This is a genomic window from Streptomyces sp. NPDC007856 (assembly GCF_042868225.1).
Classification (GTDB): domain Bacteria; phylum Actinomycetota; class Actinomycetes; order Streptomycetales; family Streptomycetaceae; genus Streptomyces.
This window is the reverse complement of sequence record NZ_JBIAEC010000044.1, coordinates 1-19949: the sequence shown is the minus strand read 5'-3', so window position 1 is coordinate 19949 and position 19949 is coordinate 1. Positions and strand designations below refer to the sequence as shown.

The 19949-nt window shown below is 71.9% G+C and carries 8 protein-coding genes and 1 pseudogene; 3 read left to right on the top strand and 6 right to left on the bottom strand.

The genetic code is table 11. The features are described from left to right. Positions 1-124 precede the first annotated feature (124 nt). Positions 125-379 (top strand): hypothetical protein, encoded by a 255-nt coding sequence (locus ACFYOH_RS42755; RefSeq protein WP_388637230.1) that lies wholly within the window; start codon positions 125-127, stop codon positions 377-379. 294 nt (positions 380-673) lie between these two features. Beyond that, positions 674-1203, top strand: a pseudogene (locus ACFYOH_RS42750) (YdcF family protein); the annotation flags it as partial. A gap of 76 nt (positions 1204-1279) precedes the next feature. Here ACFYOH_RS42750 and ACFYOH_RS42745 read toward each other — a convergent pair. From ACFYOH_RS42745 to ACFYOH_RS42720, 6 genes are all read right to left on the bottom strand, one after another. Continuing rightward, positions 1280-1819 (bottom strand): DUF6924 domain-containing protein, encoded by a 540-nt coding sequence (locus ACFYOH_RS42745; RefSeq protein WP_388637227.1) that lies wholly within the window; start codon positions 1817-1819, stop codon positions 1280-1282. 104 nt (positions 1820-1923) lie between these two features. Continuing rightward, positions 1924-2079: an LAETG motif-containing sortase-dependent surface protein gene (locus ACFYOH_RS42740; RefSeq protein WP_388637225.1), complete on the bottom strand. Its 156-nt coding sequence runs from the start codon at positions 2077-2079 to the stop codon at positions 1924-1926. 38 nt (positions 2080-2117) lie between these two features. Further along, a complete protein-coding gene (locus ACFYOH_RS42735) occupies positions 2118-2717 on the bottom strand; it encodes a hypothetical protein (protein WP_388637223.1) in 600 nt (199 codons plus the stop codon). Positions 2718-3063: 346 nt separating this feature from the next. Further along, on the bottom strand, positions 3064-3939 hold the full coding sequence (locus ACFYOH_RS42730) for a TauD/TfdA dioxygenase family protein (protein WP_388637221.1): 876 nt from the start codon (positions 3937-3939) through the stop codon (positions 3064-3066). Between the two features lie 100 nt (positions 3940-4039). Further along, positions 4040-13480, bottom strand: a complete 9441-nt coding sequence (locus ACFYOH_RS42725; protein WP_388637218.1) for an amino acid adenylation domain-containing protein — start codon at positions 13478-13480, stop codon at positions 4040-4042. Next, positions 13480-17418: an amino acid adenylation domain-containing protein gene (locus ACFYOH_RS42720; RefSeq protein WP_388637216.1), complete on the bottom strand. Its 3939-nt coding sequence runs from the start codon at positions 17416-17418 to the stop codon at positions 13480-13482. Before ACFYOH_RS42720 ends, ACFYOH_RS42725 begins: the two co-directional genes overlap by 1 nt. A 1296-nt stretch (positions 17419-18714) precedes the next feature. Between ACFYOH_RS42720 and ACFYOH_RS42715 the strand changes: the two genes are divergently transcribed. After that, positions 18715-19398 carry a thaumatin family protein gene (locus ACFYOH_RS42715; RefSeq protein WP_388637213.1) on the top strand — a complete coding sequence of 228 codons (684 nt, stop codon included), beginning with the start codon at positions 18715-18717 and terminating at the stop codon, positions 19396-19398. The last annotated feature ends 551 nt before the right edge of the window (positions 19399-19949 follow it).

Sequence of the window (19949 nt, the reverse complement as noted above, 5' to 3'; positions counted from 1 at the left end):
CCCACGGCTTCCGCCGCGTCATGGTCACCCCCACGAAGCACGGAATCACGTACATCTCCACCGTGCCACAACAAGATCTTTCTGCAAGGACCCCTTAGGCTCCTCCGGGCAGACCGCCCTCGTCATGCCGCGGAACGGGAACCTGGCCGTCGTCGACGAGGACGGTGTGACCCGCTGGGCGACGCACATCTCCGGCCCGGTCCTGGAAGCGGTGTTCCAGTCCGACGGCAACCTGGTCATCTACGACCCCGGCTGGGAGCCACTGTGGTCGTCGGGAACCGGCGGGCATCCTGGGGCGGTGCTGGTCATCAGCGCGAACGGCAACGTGCTCATCCGGGACGGTGGCACCGTGGTGTGGCAGACCGACACCGGGCGCTGACTCCGGTCCGAAGACACACAAGGCTCTGCCCCGGCCACGACACGAACGAGCTCACGGTCACCCGGACACGCGATCCGGACCGGCGAGCTTCACACATATCTCACAGATCCCACCATCACACTGCACTGACGCGTAAATACGCACCGGCGTGGGCAAAATCCCAGGTAGCTGACCTCGACTCCTGCACTGCCACCCCGCGGCGCGGTGTTGATCAAGGGCTACGGGGTGTTTGCTCTGCCCATTTGCCCGCCCCACGGCGGGCGGCGAAGCCGCCCTGGGTCGCTGACCTGAAACGTCTCGTTCCTCTTCCTGTGTTTCCTCGGGTACGCGTTCCTGTACGGCCGGCTGCCGAACCGGCGGGACGGCGACTTCGTGATCGTGCTCGGTTCCGGTTTCATCGGCGGCTCCCGGGTGCCACGGCTGGTGGCGAACCGTCTCGACCGGCGGCGTCCGCTGTACGATACGCAGGCCGCGCGTGGCAATCCGCCCATGCTGCTGACGTCGGGTGGCCGGGGACCCGACGAGGACCTTCCCGAGGCCGACGCGATGGCCGAGTACCTCGTCAGACACGGTGTTCCCGTGGAGATGATCCGGCGCGAGACCCGCTCCCGCACCACCGACGCGTCTTCCGCGCCGCGCTCACGGCCCGTGTCGCCGGTGTCCGGGGCCAGGTCGTCGGTGCGCCGACCGCGGCGTACTTCTGGCCCAGCGCGACGATCCGCGAGTTCATCGCGGTCTTCCTGTCCCACAAGGTGGTCAACTTCGGGACCTGCCTGCTGCTCGGCCTGCTCGGGCTGGCTCTCTCCGGGTGGTACCAGATGTGAGGTCCACTGCGGCCGGGGCCGCTGCGGGGTGCCTTTCCCGCTCCGCGGGAAGGATGGACTCCGCAGCGGGCGGGCGCTACCGGTCACCCGTCACGACGGTTTCGGGACCGCACCCTCTGCCGGCAGGAACCTCCGGAACGGTCCGACGGGCAACCGGCCGCCGATCGGTCAGCGATCGTCGGCCGGGGGCGAACCGAGACTCGCCCAGGAAAACACCGTCGTCGTCCGCGGAATCGACGAATTCCCACCAGTCCATGTTGGCGAGGCGGAGGTTGTTCTCGATCCCCCAGAGCTCTTCGGCGACGACCCGCAGATCGCGCCCGTGCTCCTGGGCGTCCTCCTCGTCCAGCTGCAGGACGAGCAAGGGCATCCCCGGCGCGGTGAGGGCGGTCCTGTCGGCCACGATGAGCAGGTATTCGTCCTCGGGGGCCAGCGAGGCGAGCTCATCGACCGTCAGGTCGCGATAGGCGGGATCGTCCACGATGTGGAGGTCGGCCAGGAACTCGTCCTCGTTCGGGGTCGTGATCGCCGTACAAACAGCCTGCCATGCCTCCTCGTCGGAGAAGTCGGTCCGGATCAACAGGGTTTCGTCGTCCGGCTTCGGTAGACGCTTCATGGTGGGTTCTCCTTGCAGATGTGTTTCACGAACGCCGTCACGGTCTGCCGACGGGATCGGCAGACCGTGACGGGAGGTCTCGGCGGAAGACGCCGAGAGCCGGGTCAGTGCCTGCGGACGGCGTTCCGGCGGCGGGACGCGGCCAGGGTGATACCGCCGCCTGCCACCAGGACCGCCGCACCGGCGGCGAGGAGGAGCGTGTGGTAACCGGCTCCGGTCTCGGCGAGGTAGCCGCCGGTGCTCGCCGTCGGGGTCGGCACGGCGGCGAGGGCCGAGGACGGGACCGAAGACGGGGACGTTACGGTGGCGGTGGGGGAGCCGTGGCCGCCGGCGGGGTGAGGGCCGGGGTGTCCGTGCAGACCTGGGTTCCTCCGTGCCATGCGGCGATCAGGATGCCGTTGAAGATCGGGTGATCGGGGCCCTCGGGAAGACGGGCCGTCGTGCCGCCGTGCTTGACACTGCCGCGGTAGAGGTCGATCTGGGCGAAGCACTCCTTGGCTGGGACCGCTGTCCGAAGGGAATCGGTCGTGCCCCGGGCCAGCGAATCGGTGTCGAAGCCCACGAGCTCCTGCTTGCCGGAGGTCTGCCAGGTGGACCCGCGCGTGCAGGACGCGCCGTGGCCGGCGTGAACGTCGATGCGTACCGCCTTGTCGCCGCCGACCGCCAGGGCGCTGTCCCTGATCTGCGAGGCCTCCTGCCAGGTGTGTCCGTCCAAGGAGAACCGGCAGGAGGAGTCGGCTCTGCTCCCGTCGACCGCCCGGTAGGGCTGGTGTCTGCCGTGCGGTGCGCCACCGGCCCGCTCCACCGACGCGTCGGCGGCGCTCGCGCCCACGGCACAGACCGCCACGGCGGCCGCACTCGCTTCGAGCAGCAGCCTCACGGAAGAGCGAATGGTCATTGCGGACTCCCGATCATGTTCGCCTGCCGGCCTCGGCTACGGCCATGTCCCCGGCGGGTATCTCGACAAGGTCGAACACCGGTGCCCAGCGGGCCGATCCGGATGCTACGGACGACAAGGCGACGGGCAAGGCATACCGGCCGCCGCCCGCGCCCACACGGCCGGATGCTACAGCGGCCGGTCGATCACCAGCCAGGCAAGTCCCAAGACCAATACATTTCTCGAAGGGGCATCACACATGTCTCGTGTTCAGCCGTCCGTGCGCCCCTGCGGGAACCACCTCTTCGGACGTCACGTGTGCGGACGCCCCGCGCCCCGAAACGCGCAGGGCCGTTCGGGGTACCGCTCAGCCCCTCAGGGGGCCGCCGTTGATCGCGACACGCTGCCCGTACCGGGCGAAGGGGTAGTAGTCGTAGGTGGCGTGATGCTGGACGCAGCGGTTGTCCCAGAACACGAGGGTGTTGGGCTCCCAGCGGACCCTGCACTGCAGGGCCGGCCGGGAGGGGACGGTTTCGATGAGCATGTCGAGCAGCGCGCGGCTCTCCCGCTGCGACAGCTGCGGGATGCGGCTTGTGTAGGCACCGTTGACGTACAGCAGCTTGCGGCCGGTCTCGGGATGGCGCACCACCAGCGGGTGCTCGCTCACAGGAATGACGTAGTCCTCACGGGGAGGCGTGCGGCCCTGGAAGGCCAGGGCGCCGTCGTGGATCGCGGTCAGCTCGTCGAGCATGCCGCGCAGCGCCGGCGAGAGCATCGAATAGGCGAGGTGCATGTTGGCGAACAGGGTGTCGCCTCCGCAGCCGGACTCCGGTACCTGGGTGATGTAGAGCATCGATCCCAGTGAGGGCTCCTCGTCGGCGGTGCCGTCGGCGTGCCACCCGTTGCCGTTCACGTCCGCGGCCGCCACGGTCGTGCGCAGCTCCAGGATGTACGGGTCGCCCTCCAGGGGCGGCGGGTTCACCGGACGCAGCTCACCGAAGTGGGCGGCGAGGCGCTTGTGCTCCTCCCCGGTGAGGACCTGGTCGCGGAAGACGAGTACGTGGTGGTCGAGGAACGCGTTCTTCAGGTCCGCCAGTTGCTCCTCGGACAGCTCCTGCGACAGGTCCAGGCCGGAGACCTCCGCACCGATGACCGGGGTGATCTGCTGGACGACGAGGGTGTCGTACTGGTGCAGCGGGCGTGTGGTGACGGCTTCCACGGCTTCGAGTTCGTACAGTTCCACGTGATCTCCAAGGTGCTATGTGCGGTTCGGCGCGACCGCCGGGCGTTGTCGGCGCGGGCGAACGGGTCTCGCGAAGGTGACACCGCGGGGGTGTGCGAGGTCAGGGGCTTTCGTCCGGTGGCAGCTTGCGGGCCGCCTGGTCCGGGAGCGTCGCGGTGACGGTCTCGGACACGGTGTGCACGTGGGGCGCCGCGACGACGCCGTAGTGGTCCGTGGGCAGGATGGCGCGCTCGGCCGTCGGCGGCAGGTACGCACCCCACTCCTCGAGAAGCTGCCGCGGATCGCCCAGCGAGGGCATGCCCTCGCTGGCATGCCCGGCGAGCCAGAGGTGGGTGGGGGTGTCGGAGAGCGGCCGTACGAGGTGGTCCGACAGGCTGCGCAGGTTGGCCCGGCAGCAGCGGGCGAGCCGTTCTGCGTAGGCCTGCGCCTGGGCGGCCGGCCGTACCCCGCTCCCGCCGAGTTCGGCGGCGAACACCGCTTCGAACTGGGTCTCGTCGTAGGCGGCGATCAACTCCCGCGCCTGCGGGGGCGGAGGGTCGAGCAGGTAGAGGGCTTCCACGGGCCGCCCCTCGTCCTCGGCCAGGCAGGCCATCTCCATGGCCGTCCGGGCACCGAAGGACCACCCGGCCAGGCACACGTCCCACTCGGAGTCGTCGTAGCGTGCCCGCAGCGCCTCGTGGTAGCGCCGGGCGCGTTTGGCCAGCGACCACGGGAGCGCCTCGGCACGGCGCAGAGCCGGGTCGGCGATGAGGCAGACGGTCGGCTCGGGGCCGAGCGAGGCGACCAGGGTCCGGTACGCCTGGATGTCGCCGCCCACCGGGTGGACCAGGCACAGCACCGTGCTTGCGGTGCCCTCCTGCCAGACGTCCAGCGCGACCTCGGGCTCCGTGAGGGCTGCGGAGGGGGCCGCGGTCGTCCGGCCGGACGGCCGGCCGGCGGACGGCGTGGGGGCGGCCGGCACCTCGACCTCGTGCAGCTGCTTGAGGATCTCGACGAGGCTGACCTGGTGGGTGAAGGACGCCAGGTCGAGTTCCACACCGAAGTGCTCGTCCACCATGCTGATCAGATGGAGCAGCGTCAGCGAGTCGGCGCCCAGGTCGTACAGCGAGTCGTCCGGCTCCAGGGCCTCGACGCCAACGAGTTCCCTCAGCCACCGACCGATCAGCCCGGCGCGGTCGCCCGGCTCCGTCGCGCCGGCCGGTTCCGCGTAGTGGTCCGGCCGGGGCGCCTGGTCCGCCTCGCCCCGGCTGGCGGGGACGTAGAAGGCGCGGGACGCCTCGATGTCGGTCGTGGAGACGAGCAGGTGCGGCAGCTGCAGGGCGAGAACCCGGCCGAACACCCGCTTGCCCTCCTCCACCGTCAGACCGACGGCCAGGTGGGCCTGGTGGCGGCTGTCCGCGTTCAGTACCCGCGTGGCCATGCCGGTCTCGCGCCACACGTCCCAGTCGACGGCGATCCTCACCGTCGTCTCCACGTCGCTGCCGCGGTACCCGGCGAAGCCGTCGAGCAGGGCGGCGCCGGCCGCGTAGTCGAACTGGCCGACACCGCCGAGCAGGGCCGACATCGACGAGCAGTACACCGCGAACGCCGGTTGGTACCGGTCGATCAGCTCTTCCGTCACCAGGGCGCCGTTCTCCCGGGCAGCGGAATCCACTCGCATCGTGGAGGCGTCCCGGCGGGTGACGAGCCCGCCGACCGCCGTGCCGGCCGCGTGGACGACGCTGTCCAGACGCGAGGTGTGCCGGGCGATCACGGCGGTCACCTCGTGCACCGGCATGGTGGCCAGGTCCGCCGCCACCAGGTCGACGCGTTCGGCCCACTGCTCGAGTTCCGCGGGCAGCTGCGGGTTTCTGGACAGCAGCAGGACACGGCCGGCGGTCTGTTCCAGCAGCCAGGCGGCGACGGCGCGGCCGATGCCGCCGGTCCCGCCCAGCACGAGGTGCGTCCCTTCTCCGCCGGACAGTGGCAGGTGCCGGGCCTCGGGCGAGGTGACGGCAGCGGTTTCCTGCCGCCACCAGTAACCCTCCCGCAGCGCCAGGCGCCGGGGCAGGGGCAGGGGCAGGGGCACCCCGGGGTCCTCCTGCGGCCGGACGGCACTGCGGACGACGGCGGCCACCTGCGCCGCCCACCGGGTGAGGTTGCCGTCGGGCAGGTCGAGCCAGTGGCCGTCGATGGCCTGCTCCTGGTGGACGACCTCGATCACGCCGGCCAATTGGTTCAGCTCCGGTCGCCGCACGGCTTCCCGCACGGGCTGGGCGCCGTACGACAGCCACCACACGCGTGCGGCGAGCGCGCGCCCGGACAGCGCCTTCACGAGGGCGGCGGTGGTGTCCAGGGCCGCGCGGCGGGCGTGGCCGAGTGTCTCGGCGCCGGGCAGTCCCTCGACCGCCAGCGGTAGCGCGTGGATCCACTCCACGCGGCCGTCGCCCGTCCCGTCGGTCGCGTCCTGCTCCAGGGTGTCGAGGCGCAGGGTGTCGAGCAGCTGACGCAGTGACGCGGGGTCGGCGGGGTCGGCCTCGAACGTGTCCGGGCCGAGGTGTGCGAAGGAGTCGGCGGGGCTCACCTGGACGACCCGCCCGGCGACGGACCTGAAGGCGGTGAGGGCGTCCTGCGGCAGGGGCCGCGCCGTCATCACCACCAGCAGCGGCGCGCCGGGGGCAGTCGTGTCCGACGGCGTGCCGGCACCCGCGCGGTGCAGTCGCACCCAGTTCGGCTGATGCAGCCACGCGTCCTCGGGGAGCCGTTGCGGCTCCCCGGCGGCAGGCGTGACGGCCCGGCGGAACGCGTAGTCGGACAGGGCGAAGGACGGCGGCGGGAAGTCCCACGGGGCGGGTGCCGCTCCGGCGGGCCAGTCGACCGGCCCGGTGGTGAAGGCGACGGCGAGCTGCTCGGCCGTGCGGCCCGCTGCCGGGGTCGGCGACTCGTCGAAACCCGCCGCCGCGGGGGTCACCTCGCCCGACGCGAGCGCCCGCAGCCATCGCACGGCGAAGCCGCTGTCCGGGCAGGGCGTGGCCGCCCTCAGCCGGCGGGCGACGCGGCCCGCCTGGAGGTGGCGGAGCACCCGGCCGAGGTTTTCGGGCCGGTCCTGGAGGTGGTCGGCGATCCGTGCCGCGTCGGTCCGCAGCACCTGCTCGCTGTCGGCGGAGAGCACCAGTACCGGTGGCACGCCACCGTCCCCGGCGCTTCGGGCGCTCAAGTCCGCGTCGTCCTGTTCGACGATCATGTGCGCGTTGGTGCCCCCGATCCCGAAGCTGCTGACCGCCGCGATCCGGCGGCGGCCGGCGGGCCACGGCCCGGCTTCGGCCGGCACGCGGAACGGGGTCGGATCGGGGCCGATCTCCGGGTTGAAGGCGCCGAAGCCGATGTTGGGGGGGATCGTCGCGTGATGGACCGCGAGCACGGCGCGGACCAGGCCGACCACGCCGGCAGCGGCGCCGAGGTGGCCCATCTGGCTCTTCACCGAGGCCAGAGCGCAGACGCCGGACTCGGTCACGTCGAACGCCTGCCGCAGAGCGCCCACTTCGACCGGGTCGCCGAGCCGGGTGCCGGTGCCGTGCGCCTCCACGTAGCCGAGGTCGGCGCCGGTGCGTCCGGCGCGGTCGAGGGCGCTGCGGATCACCTCGCGCTGACCGGCGAGCGAGGGGGCGCTGTAGCCCAGCTTGTCCGAACCGTCGTTGTTCAGCGCAGAGCCAGTGACCAGCCCGTAGACGGTGTCGCCGTCCCGGCGGGCGAGTGACAGCGGCTTCAGCACCACGACTCCGACGCCGCTGGCGCCGACCGTGCCGCTCGCGTCGTCGCTGAAGGGCCGGCAGTGACCGTCGGCGGAGAAGATGTGCTGCGGGCGGTAGCGGTAGCCGTCGGAGACGGTGGAGTCGACGAGCACGCCGCCGGCCAGCATCACCTCGGCGTCGCCCTGCCGCAGCAGGCCCGCCGCGACATGGACGGCGATGAGGGAACTGGCACACGCCGCCTGGGCGGTGAAGGCCGGTCCGGTGAGGTTGAGGTGGTAGGCCGCCTTGGTGGCGAGGAAGTCCTTCTCGTGGTGCAGGGCGAGCTGGAAGGAGTCGGGCAGCGAGCGCGGGTCCGCCTCACGCAGCATCGACTGGAAGTAGGTGCTCTCGCCGGCGCTGGCGATCAGGCCGATACGCGCGGCGGACGGATCCGCGATGCCGGCGTGCGCCAGGGCCTGTTCGCAGGCCATCAGCAGGTGGCGCTGCTGCGGATCCATCAGCCGGGCTTCCTGCGGGCTGATGCGGAAGTGGCCGGGGTCGAAGGCGAACATGCCGTCGAGCTGGCTGCGGGCGCCGATCATGCCGTCCGGGGCGTCGAAGTACCGGATGCCCGTGCCGCCGGAGACCACGAGGTCCCAGAAGGAAGCCAGGTCCGGGGCGCCCGGCAGCCGCACGGCCATCCCGATGACGGCGATGGGTTCGTCCTTGTACCGCGCGCGGTCGCCGTCCGCGCGGACGGCCTCGTGCTCCGCGGCCGCCTCGGGCCGCTTCCCGCTCTCCGGGCCGCTCCCGGAGAGGTGCCGGGCCAGCTTGCGTATCGTGACGTGCTCGAAGAGGTCCGCGACGCTGAAGCGCAGGCCCAGTTCGGTCGTGCACCGCAGGTGGAAGCGCATCAGGGTGAGGCTGGAGGCACCGGCGTCGAAGAATGCCTGGTCCGGCCCGATCGCCAGGCCGGCGACCGCCTCGAAGGCGTCGGCCAGCCGCTGTTCCTCAGGCGAGAACGACGCGCGGGCGTCCGCCGAGCGGCGCAGTTCCCGTCCGGGCGCCCTCAGCGCAGCCTTGCGGTCCAGCTTGCCGCTGGGCGTGCGGGGCAGGACGTCCAGCTGCCGGAACCGATCCACGCGCACGTAGGCGGGCAGTTCGGCGGCCAGATGGGCCGCCAGGTCGTCGGCGGGCGGGGTCTGCTCCCGGGACTCCAGGCAGGCCACGAGCCGGCCCTCGTCGAGCACCACCACCGCGTTCGTCACGGCCGGGTGGCGCAGCAGGGCCGCCTCGACCGAGCCGAGTTCCAGGCGGTGCCCGCTCAGCTTGACCTGCTGGTCGTTCCGTCCCGCGTAGTGCAGCATTCCCTCCCGGTCGAACCAGGCGCGGTCCCCGCTGCGGTAGAACAGCCCGTCCCCGGGCACCTCCACGAAGCGTGCGTCGTTGAGCGCGGGGTCGCCCAGGTAGCACCGGGTGGTCATGGTGCCGCCGATCAGCAGGTCTCCCGTGCATCCCGGGGGTACAGGCTCACCGGCCGCGTCCACCACGCGCAGGACCGCGCCTGCCACCGGCCGGCCGATGGCGGGACGCTCGGGCCAGTGCGCCGGATCGCCGTCCAGGCACAGGGCGCTGACCACGTGGGTCTCGGTGGGGCCGTAGTGGTTGAACAGCCGGGCGCCGGGCAGCGCGGCGAAGAAGCGCCGGATGGCGGGGGTGCACACCAGCTGCTCGCCGGCCGTGAGGACCTCCCGCAGCCGGGAGGGAAACCTGCCGAGGCGGACGCCGTACTCGGCGAGCAGCTGCAACGCCACGTAGGGCAGGAACAGGCGCTCGGCACCCGCGGACTCCAGCTGCTCCAGCAGTGCGGCGGGGTCGTGCCGCCATCCGGGGCGCACGAGGTGGAGACGGCCGCCGCCGCACAGCGTGCTGAAGATCTCCTGGAAGGACACGTCGAACGACAGCATCGAGAACTGCTGGGTGACCGCCGCGGCCCCGAGTCCACCCGATCCTTCCTGCCACGTCAGCAGGTTGCACAGGGTGCGATCGAAGACCTGTACGCCCTTGGGGACGCCGGTCGATCCCGAGGTGAACAGCGTGTACAGCGGCCGGGCGCCGTCGTGGGCGGTCCGCTCGGCCGGCGCGGTGTCCGGCCGCACGTCCGGCGCCGCCGCGTCGCGCAGCACCACCGGGTGGCGGGGCGTCCCGTCGGGGACGACGGCGTCGAGCGCCGCTCCCGCGTGCGGCATGACCATCACGCACAGCGGATCCACCTGCTCCAGGATGTGCCTGAGCACGGCGGGCGGATAGGAGGGGTCGAGGGGGACAGCCGTCAGGTTCAGCCGGGCCAGTGCCAGCAGCGCGACGACGTGCTCGGTCGAGGGGTCCAGGTGCAGCGCGACCTGGCAGGGGCCGCCGTCCTCGGGAAGGGTGTAGCGGGCGGAGAGTTCCGCGGCGAGCGCGGCGGCGTGGGCGTCGAGCTGCGCGTAAGTCACGCTCCGCCCGTCGTCCGCCACCACGGCGGGGGCGTCCGGGGTCCGCGCGACCTGATGCGCGAAGCCGTCGGCGACCGTGCGGAACGCCGGGCGCAGCGTTTCCCCGCGCCCGTGCTCGGGCAGCGATCGCCGGTAGGGCGCGACCAGCTGCCCCGCCGTCGTCGCGGCGCCGGCCGCGAGTGCCTCCAGGCCCTGCCGGAACAGGCCGGCCATGGCCCGCACGGTGTCGTCGTCGAACCTGCCGTCCGCGTACTCCCACAGCACGTCGAGACCGTCACCGCGTTCGACCACCGAGACGGTGAGCGGGCACTTGGCCTCGGGCGGCGCCCACCACAGCGGGCGCTGCACGCATCCGGGGAGCGCCAGCGCGCCGAAGTCGGTGTTCTCCAGCACGAAGAGGACGTCGAACAGGCTGCCGTCGTCCGCGGGCTGACAGTCGACCAGGGTGTCCGCCAGCGCCACCTCCTGGCACTCCAGCACCTGGCGTATACCGTCCGCGACACGCGGCAGCTGCGCGTGCAGCTCCTCGTGCGGCGCGATCGCCACGGGCAGCAGCACGGTGTTGGCCAGCATGCCCACGCTGTCCTCGAACTCCCGCACCGGGCGGTTGGCGACGGGGGCGGCAACGCGGGGCCGGGTCAGGCCGGTGACACCGTAGAGGCTCCAGGAGAACGCCGCGAGCAGCACCTGGAAGCGCGTCAGACCGAGTTCGGCGCACCGCCGGTCGACCTCGGCCTGCTGCGCCGCGTCGAGCGCGGTGTGCAGCAGCCGCGCGCGAGGCGCCGGGTCGGATCCGCTCGACGGCAGCGGTTCGGACGGCTCTGACACACCGCCGTACACGGCGAGCAGCTGCTCCCGCTGCCTTCGGTAGGCGTCGGTGGTGAACCAGTCGGCCTGCCAGACGGCGTAGTCCAGCGGAGTAGCCGCCGCGGCCGGTTCCGGCTGCCCGGCCGGTGGTTCCGGCTGACCGACCTCCGCCGCCGAGACGGCGCGGGCGTAGGCGGCCGACAGGTCCCGCAGCAGGATGCCGAGGGACCAGCCGTCGACGGCGATGTGGTGCAGGTGGAGCAGGAGTGTCCCGCCGCCCTCGCCGGGCAGCCAGCAGGCCCGCAGCATCCGCGGCTGGGCCAGGTCGAACGGCTCGGAGAAGAACCGGTCGGCGAAGGCGCGGGCCGCCGTCCCGTCCCACACCCGCTCCTCCCCGGGGGTGTGCCACGGGTCGTAGGGGTCCGCCACCACCTGCCGCAGTCCCTGGGCGCCGGAGGCGTCGAAGGACGTACGCAGCGCGGCATGGCGTTCGACCAGGGTGCGCAGGGCGTGCCGGAGCGCGGCCTCGTCCACCGGCCCTTCCACCGTGAACGCCGTGCACGCGCCGTACGCCAGGGAGTCGGGCGTGCGCCGCTGCAGGAGCCACAGGCGCTGCTGCTCGCTGGTGGCGGGGGCGGTGCGCGCCCCGGTGGGGGGTGCCGGCACCGGGTAGGGGCTCTCGCCGCCGTCGCGAAGGGAGGCGACGGCCCCGGCGATGCCCGCGAGGTCTGCGTGCAGGACGGCCGACTGGGCCACGTCGCAGCCGAAGCGCCGCCGGATCTCGAAGCGCAGCCGCAGGGCCTTGAGCGAGTCCCCGCCACAGGCGATCCAGCGGTCGCCGAGCGTCAGCCCGGTCACCTGCAGAATCTCCTCGGCCAGCCGGAGCACCTCGCGCTGCTGCTCCGTCAGGGGCGCGGCGTCCGCCGTGTCCGCCGTGTCGGCGGCGACGGGCCGCCACGGCCGGTCCGCGCCGGCCAGCAGAGCGGCCTCGTCGACCTTGCGGTTGGCGTTCAGCGGCAGCGCCGGGACCAGGTGCACCTGGTGCGGCCGCATGTAGGAGGTCAGCCGGCCCGCGAGGTGTTCGTCGAACTCCTCGTACGTCAGGTCCTGGCCCAGCACGACGAAGGCCAGCAGCTCGTTCGGCCCGTCCTGGCCCGAGCGCCGTGTGCACACGTGTGCCTTGCGCACCGCGGGGTGCGCCTCGATCTGCCGCTCCACCTCGCCGGGCTCGATCCGGAACCCGCGCACCTTCACCTGGCGGTCCGCGCGCCCGATGTACTCGACGAGGCCGTCCGCGTCTGCCCGCACCAAGTCGCCGGTGCGGTAGTGGACGCTCTCGCCGCCGTCCAGCCACGGCAGCCGGACGAAGCGCCCCGCCGTCTCATCCGGCAGGTTCTTGTAACCGGCCGCCAACTGGGGTCCGGTGACGAAGAGTTCGGCGATCTCACCGGGTGCCGCGGTGCGCTCCTGGCCGTCGGCGACCAGCACCGCGCCGGAGCCCGGCAGCGGCCGCCCGATCGGGACCACGTCACCGTCGAAGTCCCGGGGAACGGGGTGGGACAGCACGAAGGTGGTGGCCTCGGTCGGCCCGTAGACGTTGTAGAGCAGGGTGGGGGCGGAGGCGTTGTCCCGGTACCAGCGGCTGACGATCCGCGCGTTGAGCTGCTCACCGCCCAGCAACACCTGGCCGACCGTCGAGAAGCAGTCGGGGACGGCGTCGACCGTCGCGTTGAACAGCGCGACCGCCATGGTCAGCGTGTCGATCCGCTCCCTGCGCAGCGCGTCGGCCAGCAGCTCGGGGGTCTGGACGTCCTCGTCGCGGAAGACGACGCAGCAGCCGCCGGTCAGCAGCGGCACCCAGATCTCGAAGTTCAGCGGGTCGAAGGCCGGGTTGCACAGGCACGCGTAGCGGTCCCCGGCCTCCATCCGCATGTAGCCGGGCTGGGCCAGCCGCACCACGCCGGAGTCGCGCACCTGCACGCCCTTGGGACGGCCCGTCGTCCCCGAGGTGTAGAACATGAACGACACCCCGGTGCACGGCGCGGGTGCCTCGGGGACCGGCTGCGCCCCGGGAACCCGCGGTAGCAGCTCGTCCATCGCCAGCGGCCGTACACCGTTGGGCAGTTCGTCCGGGATCGCGCTGGCGTGCACGACCGCGACCGCCTCGGAGTCGAGCAGGATGTGGCGGCGCCGCTGTGCAGGGCTGCGGGTGTCCAGCGGCACCACCTGTGCGCCCAGGCGCAGCACGCCGAGCATCGCGCAGACCAGCTGCCACGACCGCGGCATTGCGAGAGCCACCGCCTGCCCGGGACGCACCCCGCTGCGGCGCAGCGCCTCGCAGAGGGCGGCGCCCGCGGCGTTCAGCTCCGCGTACTCGAGCCGTACGTCGCCGTCGGCGACCGCCACCGCGCGGGGGGTGCGCAGGGCCTGCTGGTGCACGCCCAGTGCGAGGCCCTCGGTAAGGGATGCGGCCGGCGTGTCCGTGGTGTCGGCGCCGGCGGGCGCGGAGGTGGTGCGGGGGTCGGTCATCACGCCTCCTGCGCGACAGAGGGGACCGCGGGGTTCGTGGTTCGGATGCTGCCCGCCGTGGGGGCGGTCGGCCGGTCGAGTTCGGCGGTGATCACTTGGGTGATGAGCGGCAGCGCCGCGTTCTCCAACATGTCCCAGTGGCCGCACGGCACCGGTACGACGGCGAGTCCGCCGCCCGCGCGGCGCTCCCAGAACGCCCGGAGCGCGGCCGCCTCCTGCTCGTCGCCGCCGTCGTCGCCGCCGGTCGCCTGCATGAACACCACACGGGCGGGCGACACGGGCACCTCGTAGTCGCGGACGACCGCGCGATGGTGGTTGTAGACGTTGAGGTACCGCTCGATCTGTGCGTCGTCGATGCCGGGATACATGCCGTTGAACCGCACGAGGCCCTGGCGGAACTCGTCCATGCCCACGGATGTGATGGCGGCACGCTGCGCCGCGTCCTCCGTGCCGCGGGTGTCGAGCAGGACCACGCTCACCCGCTCGTGTCCGGCCTCCCGGAGGCGGCGGCCCATCTCGTACGCGATCAGCCCTCCGAAGGACAGTCCGCAGAGCACCAGCGACTCGTGCGGCCGGGCGTCGACCCGCCGCAGGTACTCCTCGGCCATGGCCTCGACGCTGGGCAGCGTCGACTCGCCGGCGTTGATCCCCGGTGCCTGCAGGCCGAGCACGCCGACACCGTCGGCGAGCGCCGCGGACAGCGGCAGATAGCAGAACGCCGTACCGCCGGCGGGATGCACGAACACCACGCGCTGCCCGCCCTCGCCGGCGCGCAGTTCCACGAGGCCGGGATGGTCCGGCTGCCTGGACGGACCGTCCGGCGCGCCGTCGGACGCGCCGTCCGGCGCCTGCCGCAGCAGGGCGCCCAGCCGCTCGATCGTCCGGTGCAGCATGATGTCGCGGACCGGCAGCGCGCGGCCGAACTCCTCTTCGACGGCGTGCACCATCTTGATGGCGGAGATCGAGGTGCCGCCGAGGTCGAAGAAGTCGTCGCCGATGCCGATCGCCGGGTGCACCAGCAGCTTCCGCCAGATCCGGTACAGGGTCATCTCGACGGCGTCCCGCGGCGCGGCGGTGTTCACCTGTGCGGGCTGGGCGTCGGCGGCGGCCCGCAGCACCGCCGCCCGGTCGACCTTGCCGCTGCGGTTCAGCGGAAGCTGCCCGAATTCCGCGAAGACGGCCGGGATCATGTAGTCCGGCAGCAGCTCCGCCAGGGCCGTGCGCCATTCGTGCACCGTCCGCGACGGCTCCTCGCCGCGGCCCACGCCGGCCACCAGACGCGGCCCGCCGGGCGCGTCGCGGTCGGCGAGCACCGCCGCCTCCCGCACACCGGGGAGTGTCAGCAGTGCCGCCTCCACCTCACCGGGTTCGATCCTGAACCCGCGCAGTTTCAGCTGGTCGTCGCGGCGTCCGACGTACTCGGCGTTGCCGTCGGGCAGCCAGCGCGCCAGGTCACCGGTGCGGTAGACCCGCTCTCCGGGCAGGAACGGGTCCGGCAGGAACCGCTCGTCGGTGAGGCCGGGCTGGTTCAGGTACCCGCGCGCCAGACTGGCACCTCCGACGAACACCTCGCCGGCGACGCCCACGGGCGTCGGGCGCGTCCGCTCGTCGAGGAGGTAGAGGCGGGTTCCGGGAAGGGGTCGTCCGATGGGGCACTTGCCCTCGCGCGGCCGCGGTTCGGTGTGGGCCGTGGTGTAGAGCGTGGCCTCGGTCGGACCGTAGCCGTAGCAGATGCGCAGTCCGGGCAGGACCTCGCGCATGCGGTGCAGGGCCGCCTCCGGCAGCGACTCCACACCCGTCAGCAGCCGGCTCAGGCTCAGTCCGGCGAGCCGCCGGTGCGGGTCCTCGTCGATCCACGTGATGTACGACGGGGGCAGGAACGCCTGGGTGACCCGGTGTTCCCGCAGCCAGCCCATGAGCGCCTGCGGGTCGCCGCGCAGTTCGTCGGGGACCAGGTGCAGCACCGCCCCGGTGGTCAGCGGCATCAGGGTCTCGTGCACGGACGCGTCGAACCCTGTGCTCGACCATGCCGAGGCCGCCTCGCCCGGAGCGTCCCCCATGACCTGCCGCCAGTAGTCGAGGAGGTTGACGACGCTGCCGTGCGTCACCGCCACCCCCTTGGGACGGCCGGTGGAACCGGAGGTGTAGATCACGTACGCCAGTGCCGACGCGTCCACCGTGACACCGGGTGCGTCGTCCGCGAGGCCCTCCGCCTCGACCGCGTCCAGTTCCTCCCACCCTTCGGGCAGGGCCCGCGTCTTGTCGCCGGACCGGCTCGCGCCGTCCGTCAGCACCAGTGCCGGCCGGGCGTCGGCCACCATGGCCGCCAGCCGCTCGTCGGGCTGACCGGGATCAAGCGGCAGGTAACCGGCAGCGGCCTTGAGCACGGCGAGCACTCCGACGACGAACCGCGCGGAACGCCCCGCGTACAGGCCCACCACATCGCCGGGCCGCACGCCGCGGCCGATCAGGGCATGCGCCAGACGGTTGGACCGCCGGTCCAGCGTCGCATAGTCGAGCGTGGTGTGTCCGTCGACGACGGCCGCCTGTGCCGGCCGGTCACTCACCTGCGCCGCGAAGCGGTCCAGCACGCTCCCGCGCGGGGCCGCGTCCGTCCCCGCCAAAGCGCCTCCGTCGCTGAAGACCTCCAGCAGTTCTCGCCGCTCGTGCGCGTCGAGCAGCGACAGGTCGGCGATCCGTGCGTCGGGGCACCCGGCCATCTGCCGCAGCACGCGCAGCAGATAGCGCGCGTACCGTTCGACCGTGGTGTGGTCGAACAGCGCGGTGGCGTAGTCGATCTCCCCGGTGATCCGTTCCCCTTCGTCGCACAGGGCCAGCACCAGATCGAACTTCGCGGGCGCGTACCCGCTGTCGCGGAGCTCCGCCTCGACACCCGGAAGGGTCAGCTCGCTCTGCATCGGGGGGACCCAGGCGACCATCGTCTGGAACAGCGGGGTGTAGGCGGGGCTCCGGGGAGGGTTGACCGACTCCACCACGCGGTCGAACGGCAGATCGATGTGCGCGAGCCCGGAACGCAGTCGCCGGCTCACGCCGTCGAGCAGTTCCAGGACCGTCCGGGAGTCGGACACGTCGACGCGCAGGGCCATGGTGTTGACGAAAAAGCCCATGAGTCCGCCGACGTCCCCGCGCCTGCGGTTGGCGGACGGGGTGCCGACGACGATGTCGTCCTGGCCGGACAGCAGGGAGAGCAGCGCCGACCAGCCGGAGAGAAGGGCCGTGAACAGCGACACCCCGCCCTTCTCGGCGAGCGCGCGCAGCGCGGTGGTGAGATCTTCGTCGATGTCCACCCGCACCCGGCCGCCCTGGAAGTCCTGCTCCACTGGCCGGGGCCGGTCGGTGGGCAGGGAGATCACGGCCGGGGCATCTGCCAGAACGTCGGTCCAGTACGCGGCGTGCGCCTCGGGCTCCTCGCCGTCCATCCACTGCCTCTGCCAGCGGGCGTACTCGCCGTAGCTCCAGGTCAGCTCCGGCAGCGAGGGGCTCTCTCCCCGGACGAGCGAGGTGTACACCTCGCTCAGTTCGCGCAGGAGCAGTGTGCGCGACGCACCGTCGAAGACCACGTGGTGCACCGTGAGCAGGAGGACGTGGTGCTGCGCGCCGAACCTGATCAGCCGTCCCCGGGCCAGGCTCTCCTCGGCCATGGCGAAGGGGGCGGCGAACACCTCGCGCTGTGCTTGTGCCAGCCTCTCACCGGCGTCCGGCAGGCCGGTCAGGTCCTCGACTGTCAGGGGGAAGCCGGTCCCGGGCGCGTCGACGACCTGCCGGACGCCGGCGCCGACCGGCACGAACCGCGTCCTGAGAGCCTCGTGGCGTGCCGTCAGGAAGTCGAGTGCGCGGATCAGCTGGCCTTGCTCCAGCGGCCCGCGCAGGTCGAAGGCCATCGGCTCGTTGTACGCCGCGTTTGCGTCACCGCCCATCTGCGCCAGCAGCCACAGACGTTCCTGTGAGAACGACAGCGGGGCGAAATCACCGCCGGCCGCATCGGGATCTCCGTGCGTATCTCGTGAGGCACGAGCGCTCGGCGTCGTTCCGGGAAGGTCGGTGGACTCGAACTGGACGGTGCGGGGCGCTGACACAGTAGGAACTTCCGTAAGAAACGAACGATTCAGGGTGGGAAGCCCTCCACGCCGAGGATTTCGGCGTGCGCGCGACTACCCGAGATGCAGGGCAGGCGATATCGTGATCGCGAAGCCTGGCAGCACGAACTCTGGGGAAACGCGGCGCAATCCTGGCCGTGGCCCCGGGTGGATGGTGCAACTGACAGCGTCCTGGGCATGCGGCGCGGCACAGGTCAGCGGTGTTTCACAGGCGCGCGCCTGCCACGTCCGAATGCCGCAGCAGCCAGACAGCACATACCCTCTTGCGCATCGACGAGCGAAGGAAATATGGGTCCGCCGAGTGCGGTCTCGTCTGTGACGCTGTAGTGGAGACGGCCTCCCGAGACATCGATCTGTGGAGCTGTCCGACAAACGTCGGAGATTGCGTGCATCAGTGAAACTCACGGTGCTGGACCTGTCAAGATCCGCCCTTCAAACGTTTGCAGACCACCGAGGCACACGTGTCTTTCTGTGCACAGGCAGGTTTCACACCCGGCCACCGCACCGGGCGACCTGCCTGTTCTGCGTCTTCCAGCCCTCGTTGTGCCCGATCTGGTGTGTCCCGGGGCATGTGATTACATTCCTGTGTGTCGGCCAGAACACGGCAGCCCCCGGTTCGCGACCCCCGACCCGTAACGAGGCTTGCCGAAACGGAGACCCCGGTCGCCTGTGGGGACTACCGGAATCCCGGCGCCCGGGCAGCCGGGATGTCGTCGGCCGGGCTGCCCTCGCCACGGTCACCGACAGTACGCAGCCCCGGAGAACTTCGAGGAAGGCATACGCGATGGCACGAAGGGCAGTCGACACGACGTGAGGCCCTCGTCGCAACGCTGGTGGTACGCCGGGACGGCTGCGTTCGTGCCGGCCGTCGCGGCGCTGTTCATCTACGGCGTGGGGTCGCCGTCCGGGCCCGGCGCCCGATCCGCAGCGGAACGTCCGGTCGTCACACAGCCGTCGACAGCTGCCGTGTCCCCGTCCCGGACACAGAGCGCCTCCCCCTCGCCGACGGCCTCGGCGAGCCGCGGCGCCTATCCTTCGGCCTCGGCCACGGCGAGCCTTCCGGCGGCGAACAGGACCAAGCCGGCCGCCGGCACGATCGCCTCTGCACCGCGCCCGGTGACCGCGCCAGCGGGCAAGCGCGCGATCACCGTGGTCAACCGGACGGGGAAGACGGTCTGGGCGGTCCTCAGCAACACCCACATCTACCCGCAGGGCAGCAAGCTGGCGCCGGGCCAGAGCATGTCGGTGACCGTGGCGAACAACTGGGGCGGACGCATCTGGGGCCGGACCGGATGCACCTCGACGGCCGCTGGCTACTGCGGGACCGGTGACTGTACCAGCGTCTGCCAGGGCGCCAACCCGCTGATCACCCTGGGCGAGTTCACCTTCGACGCGTACGCGGGCTTGGACTTCTACGACGTGATCATGGTCGACGGGTCGAACCTCCCGATGTACATCAACGTCTCCCACACCACGACCACCGATCCGGTCACCTCCTCGGGCTGCTACAAGGGGGTCTGCACCCTGGAGGTCGACTGCACCAGCGCGATGCGCGCGGTCTCGGGCGGTCAGGTCGTCGGCTGCAAGCCGCCGTGCGCGGCGTTCGGCGGCGACACGTACTGCTGCCGCGGCGCCTGGGCGGGCCGCGAGCACTGCGTTCCCTCGAAGTGGCTGGTGGACTACATCAAGGTATTCAAGCGGGCCGCGCCGTACGCCTACTCCTACGCCTTCGACGACGCGGCGACGATGTCGTGCAATGGGGCCTGCTACTACCGGGTGACCTTCGGTACGACCGGATAGCCATGCCCGGCTCGTGCCGGACAGCCATGCCCGGCTCCTCCGGATAACCATGCCAGCTTGAGCCGACCCGTGTATGCACGCGGTGTCCCGGAGCGACCGGGGCCTTGCCGGGGCAGCCCGCTGCGGCGTCCCGGGTTCGAGGAGGATCCATGCGCTCAGTGTCGGACGACGTGTTCGCATTCCGTCTGTGGCGGCGGGCATCGGACCGCGAGTAGTGGCTGGCTGCACCACGGCTGTTGGTGCGTGTGGGCGACGGCGGGAGCGGGGTGCCGGCGCACCTGCGCTGGATCACGGCGGAGACGCCACGCCGGCAGCGAGGGGCGCGGGAAGTGTCTGCGCAGCTGGGCAGGGCGTTCGGGACACTTCGGCCACGCCCCGCGGGCCCACGGCCCCACGGCCCCACGGCCCCACGGCCCCGGATCGTGTCCCTCGTCGTGGTGTTGGCGATCAGCGGCTGGGAGTGCGCGGGCGTCTGCCCGGGGCGCACTTCCACGGATGAGTACCGCTCCCTGAACAGGAGGCGGGCCACCGCGTAACTCTCCTTGGTGAAC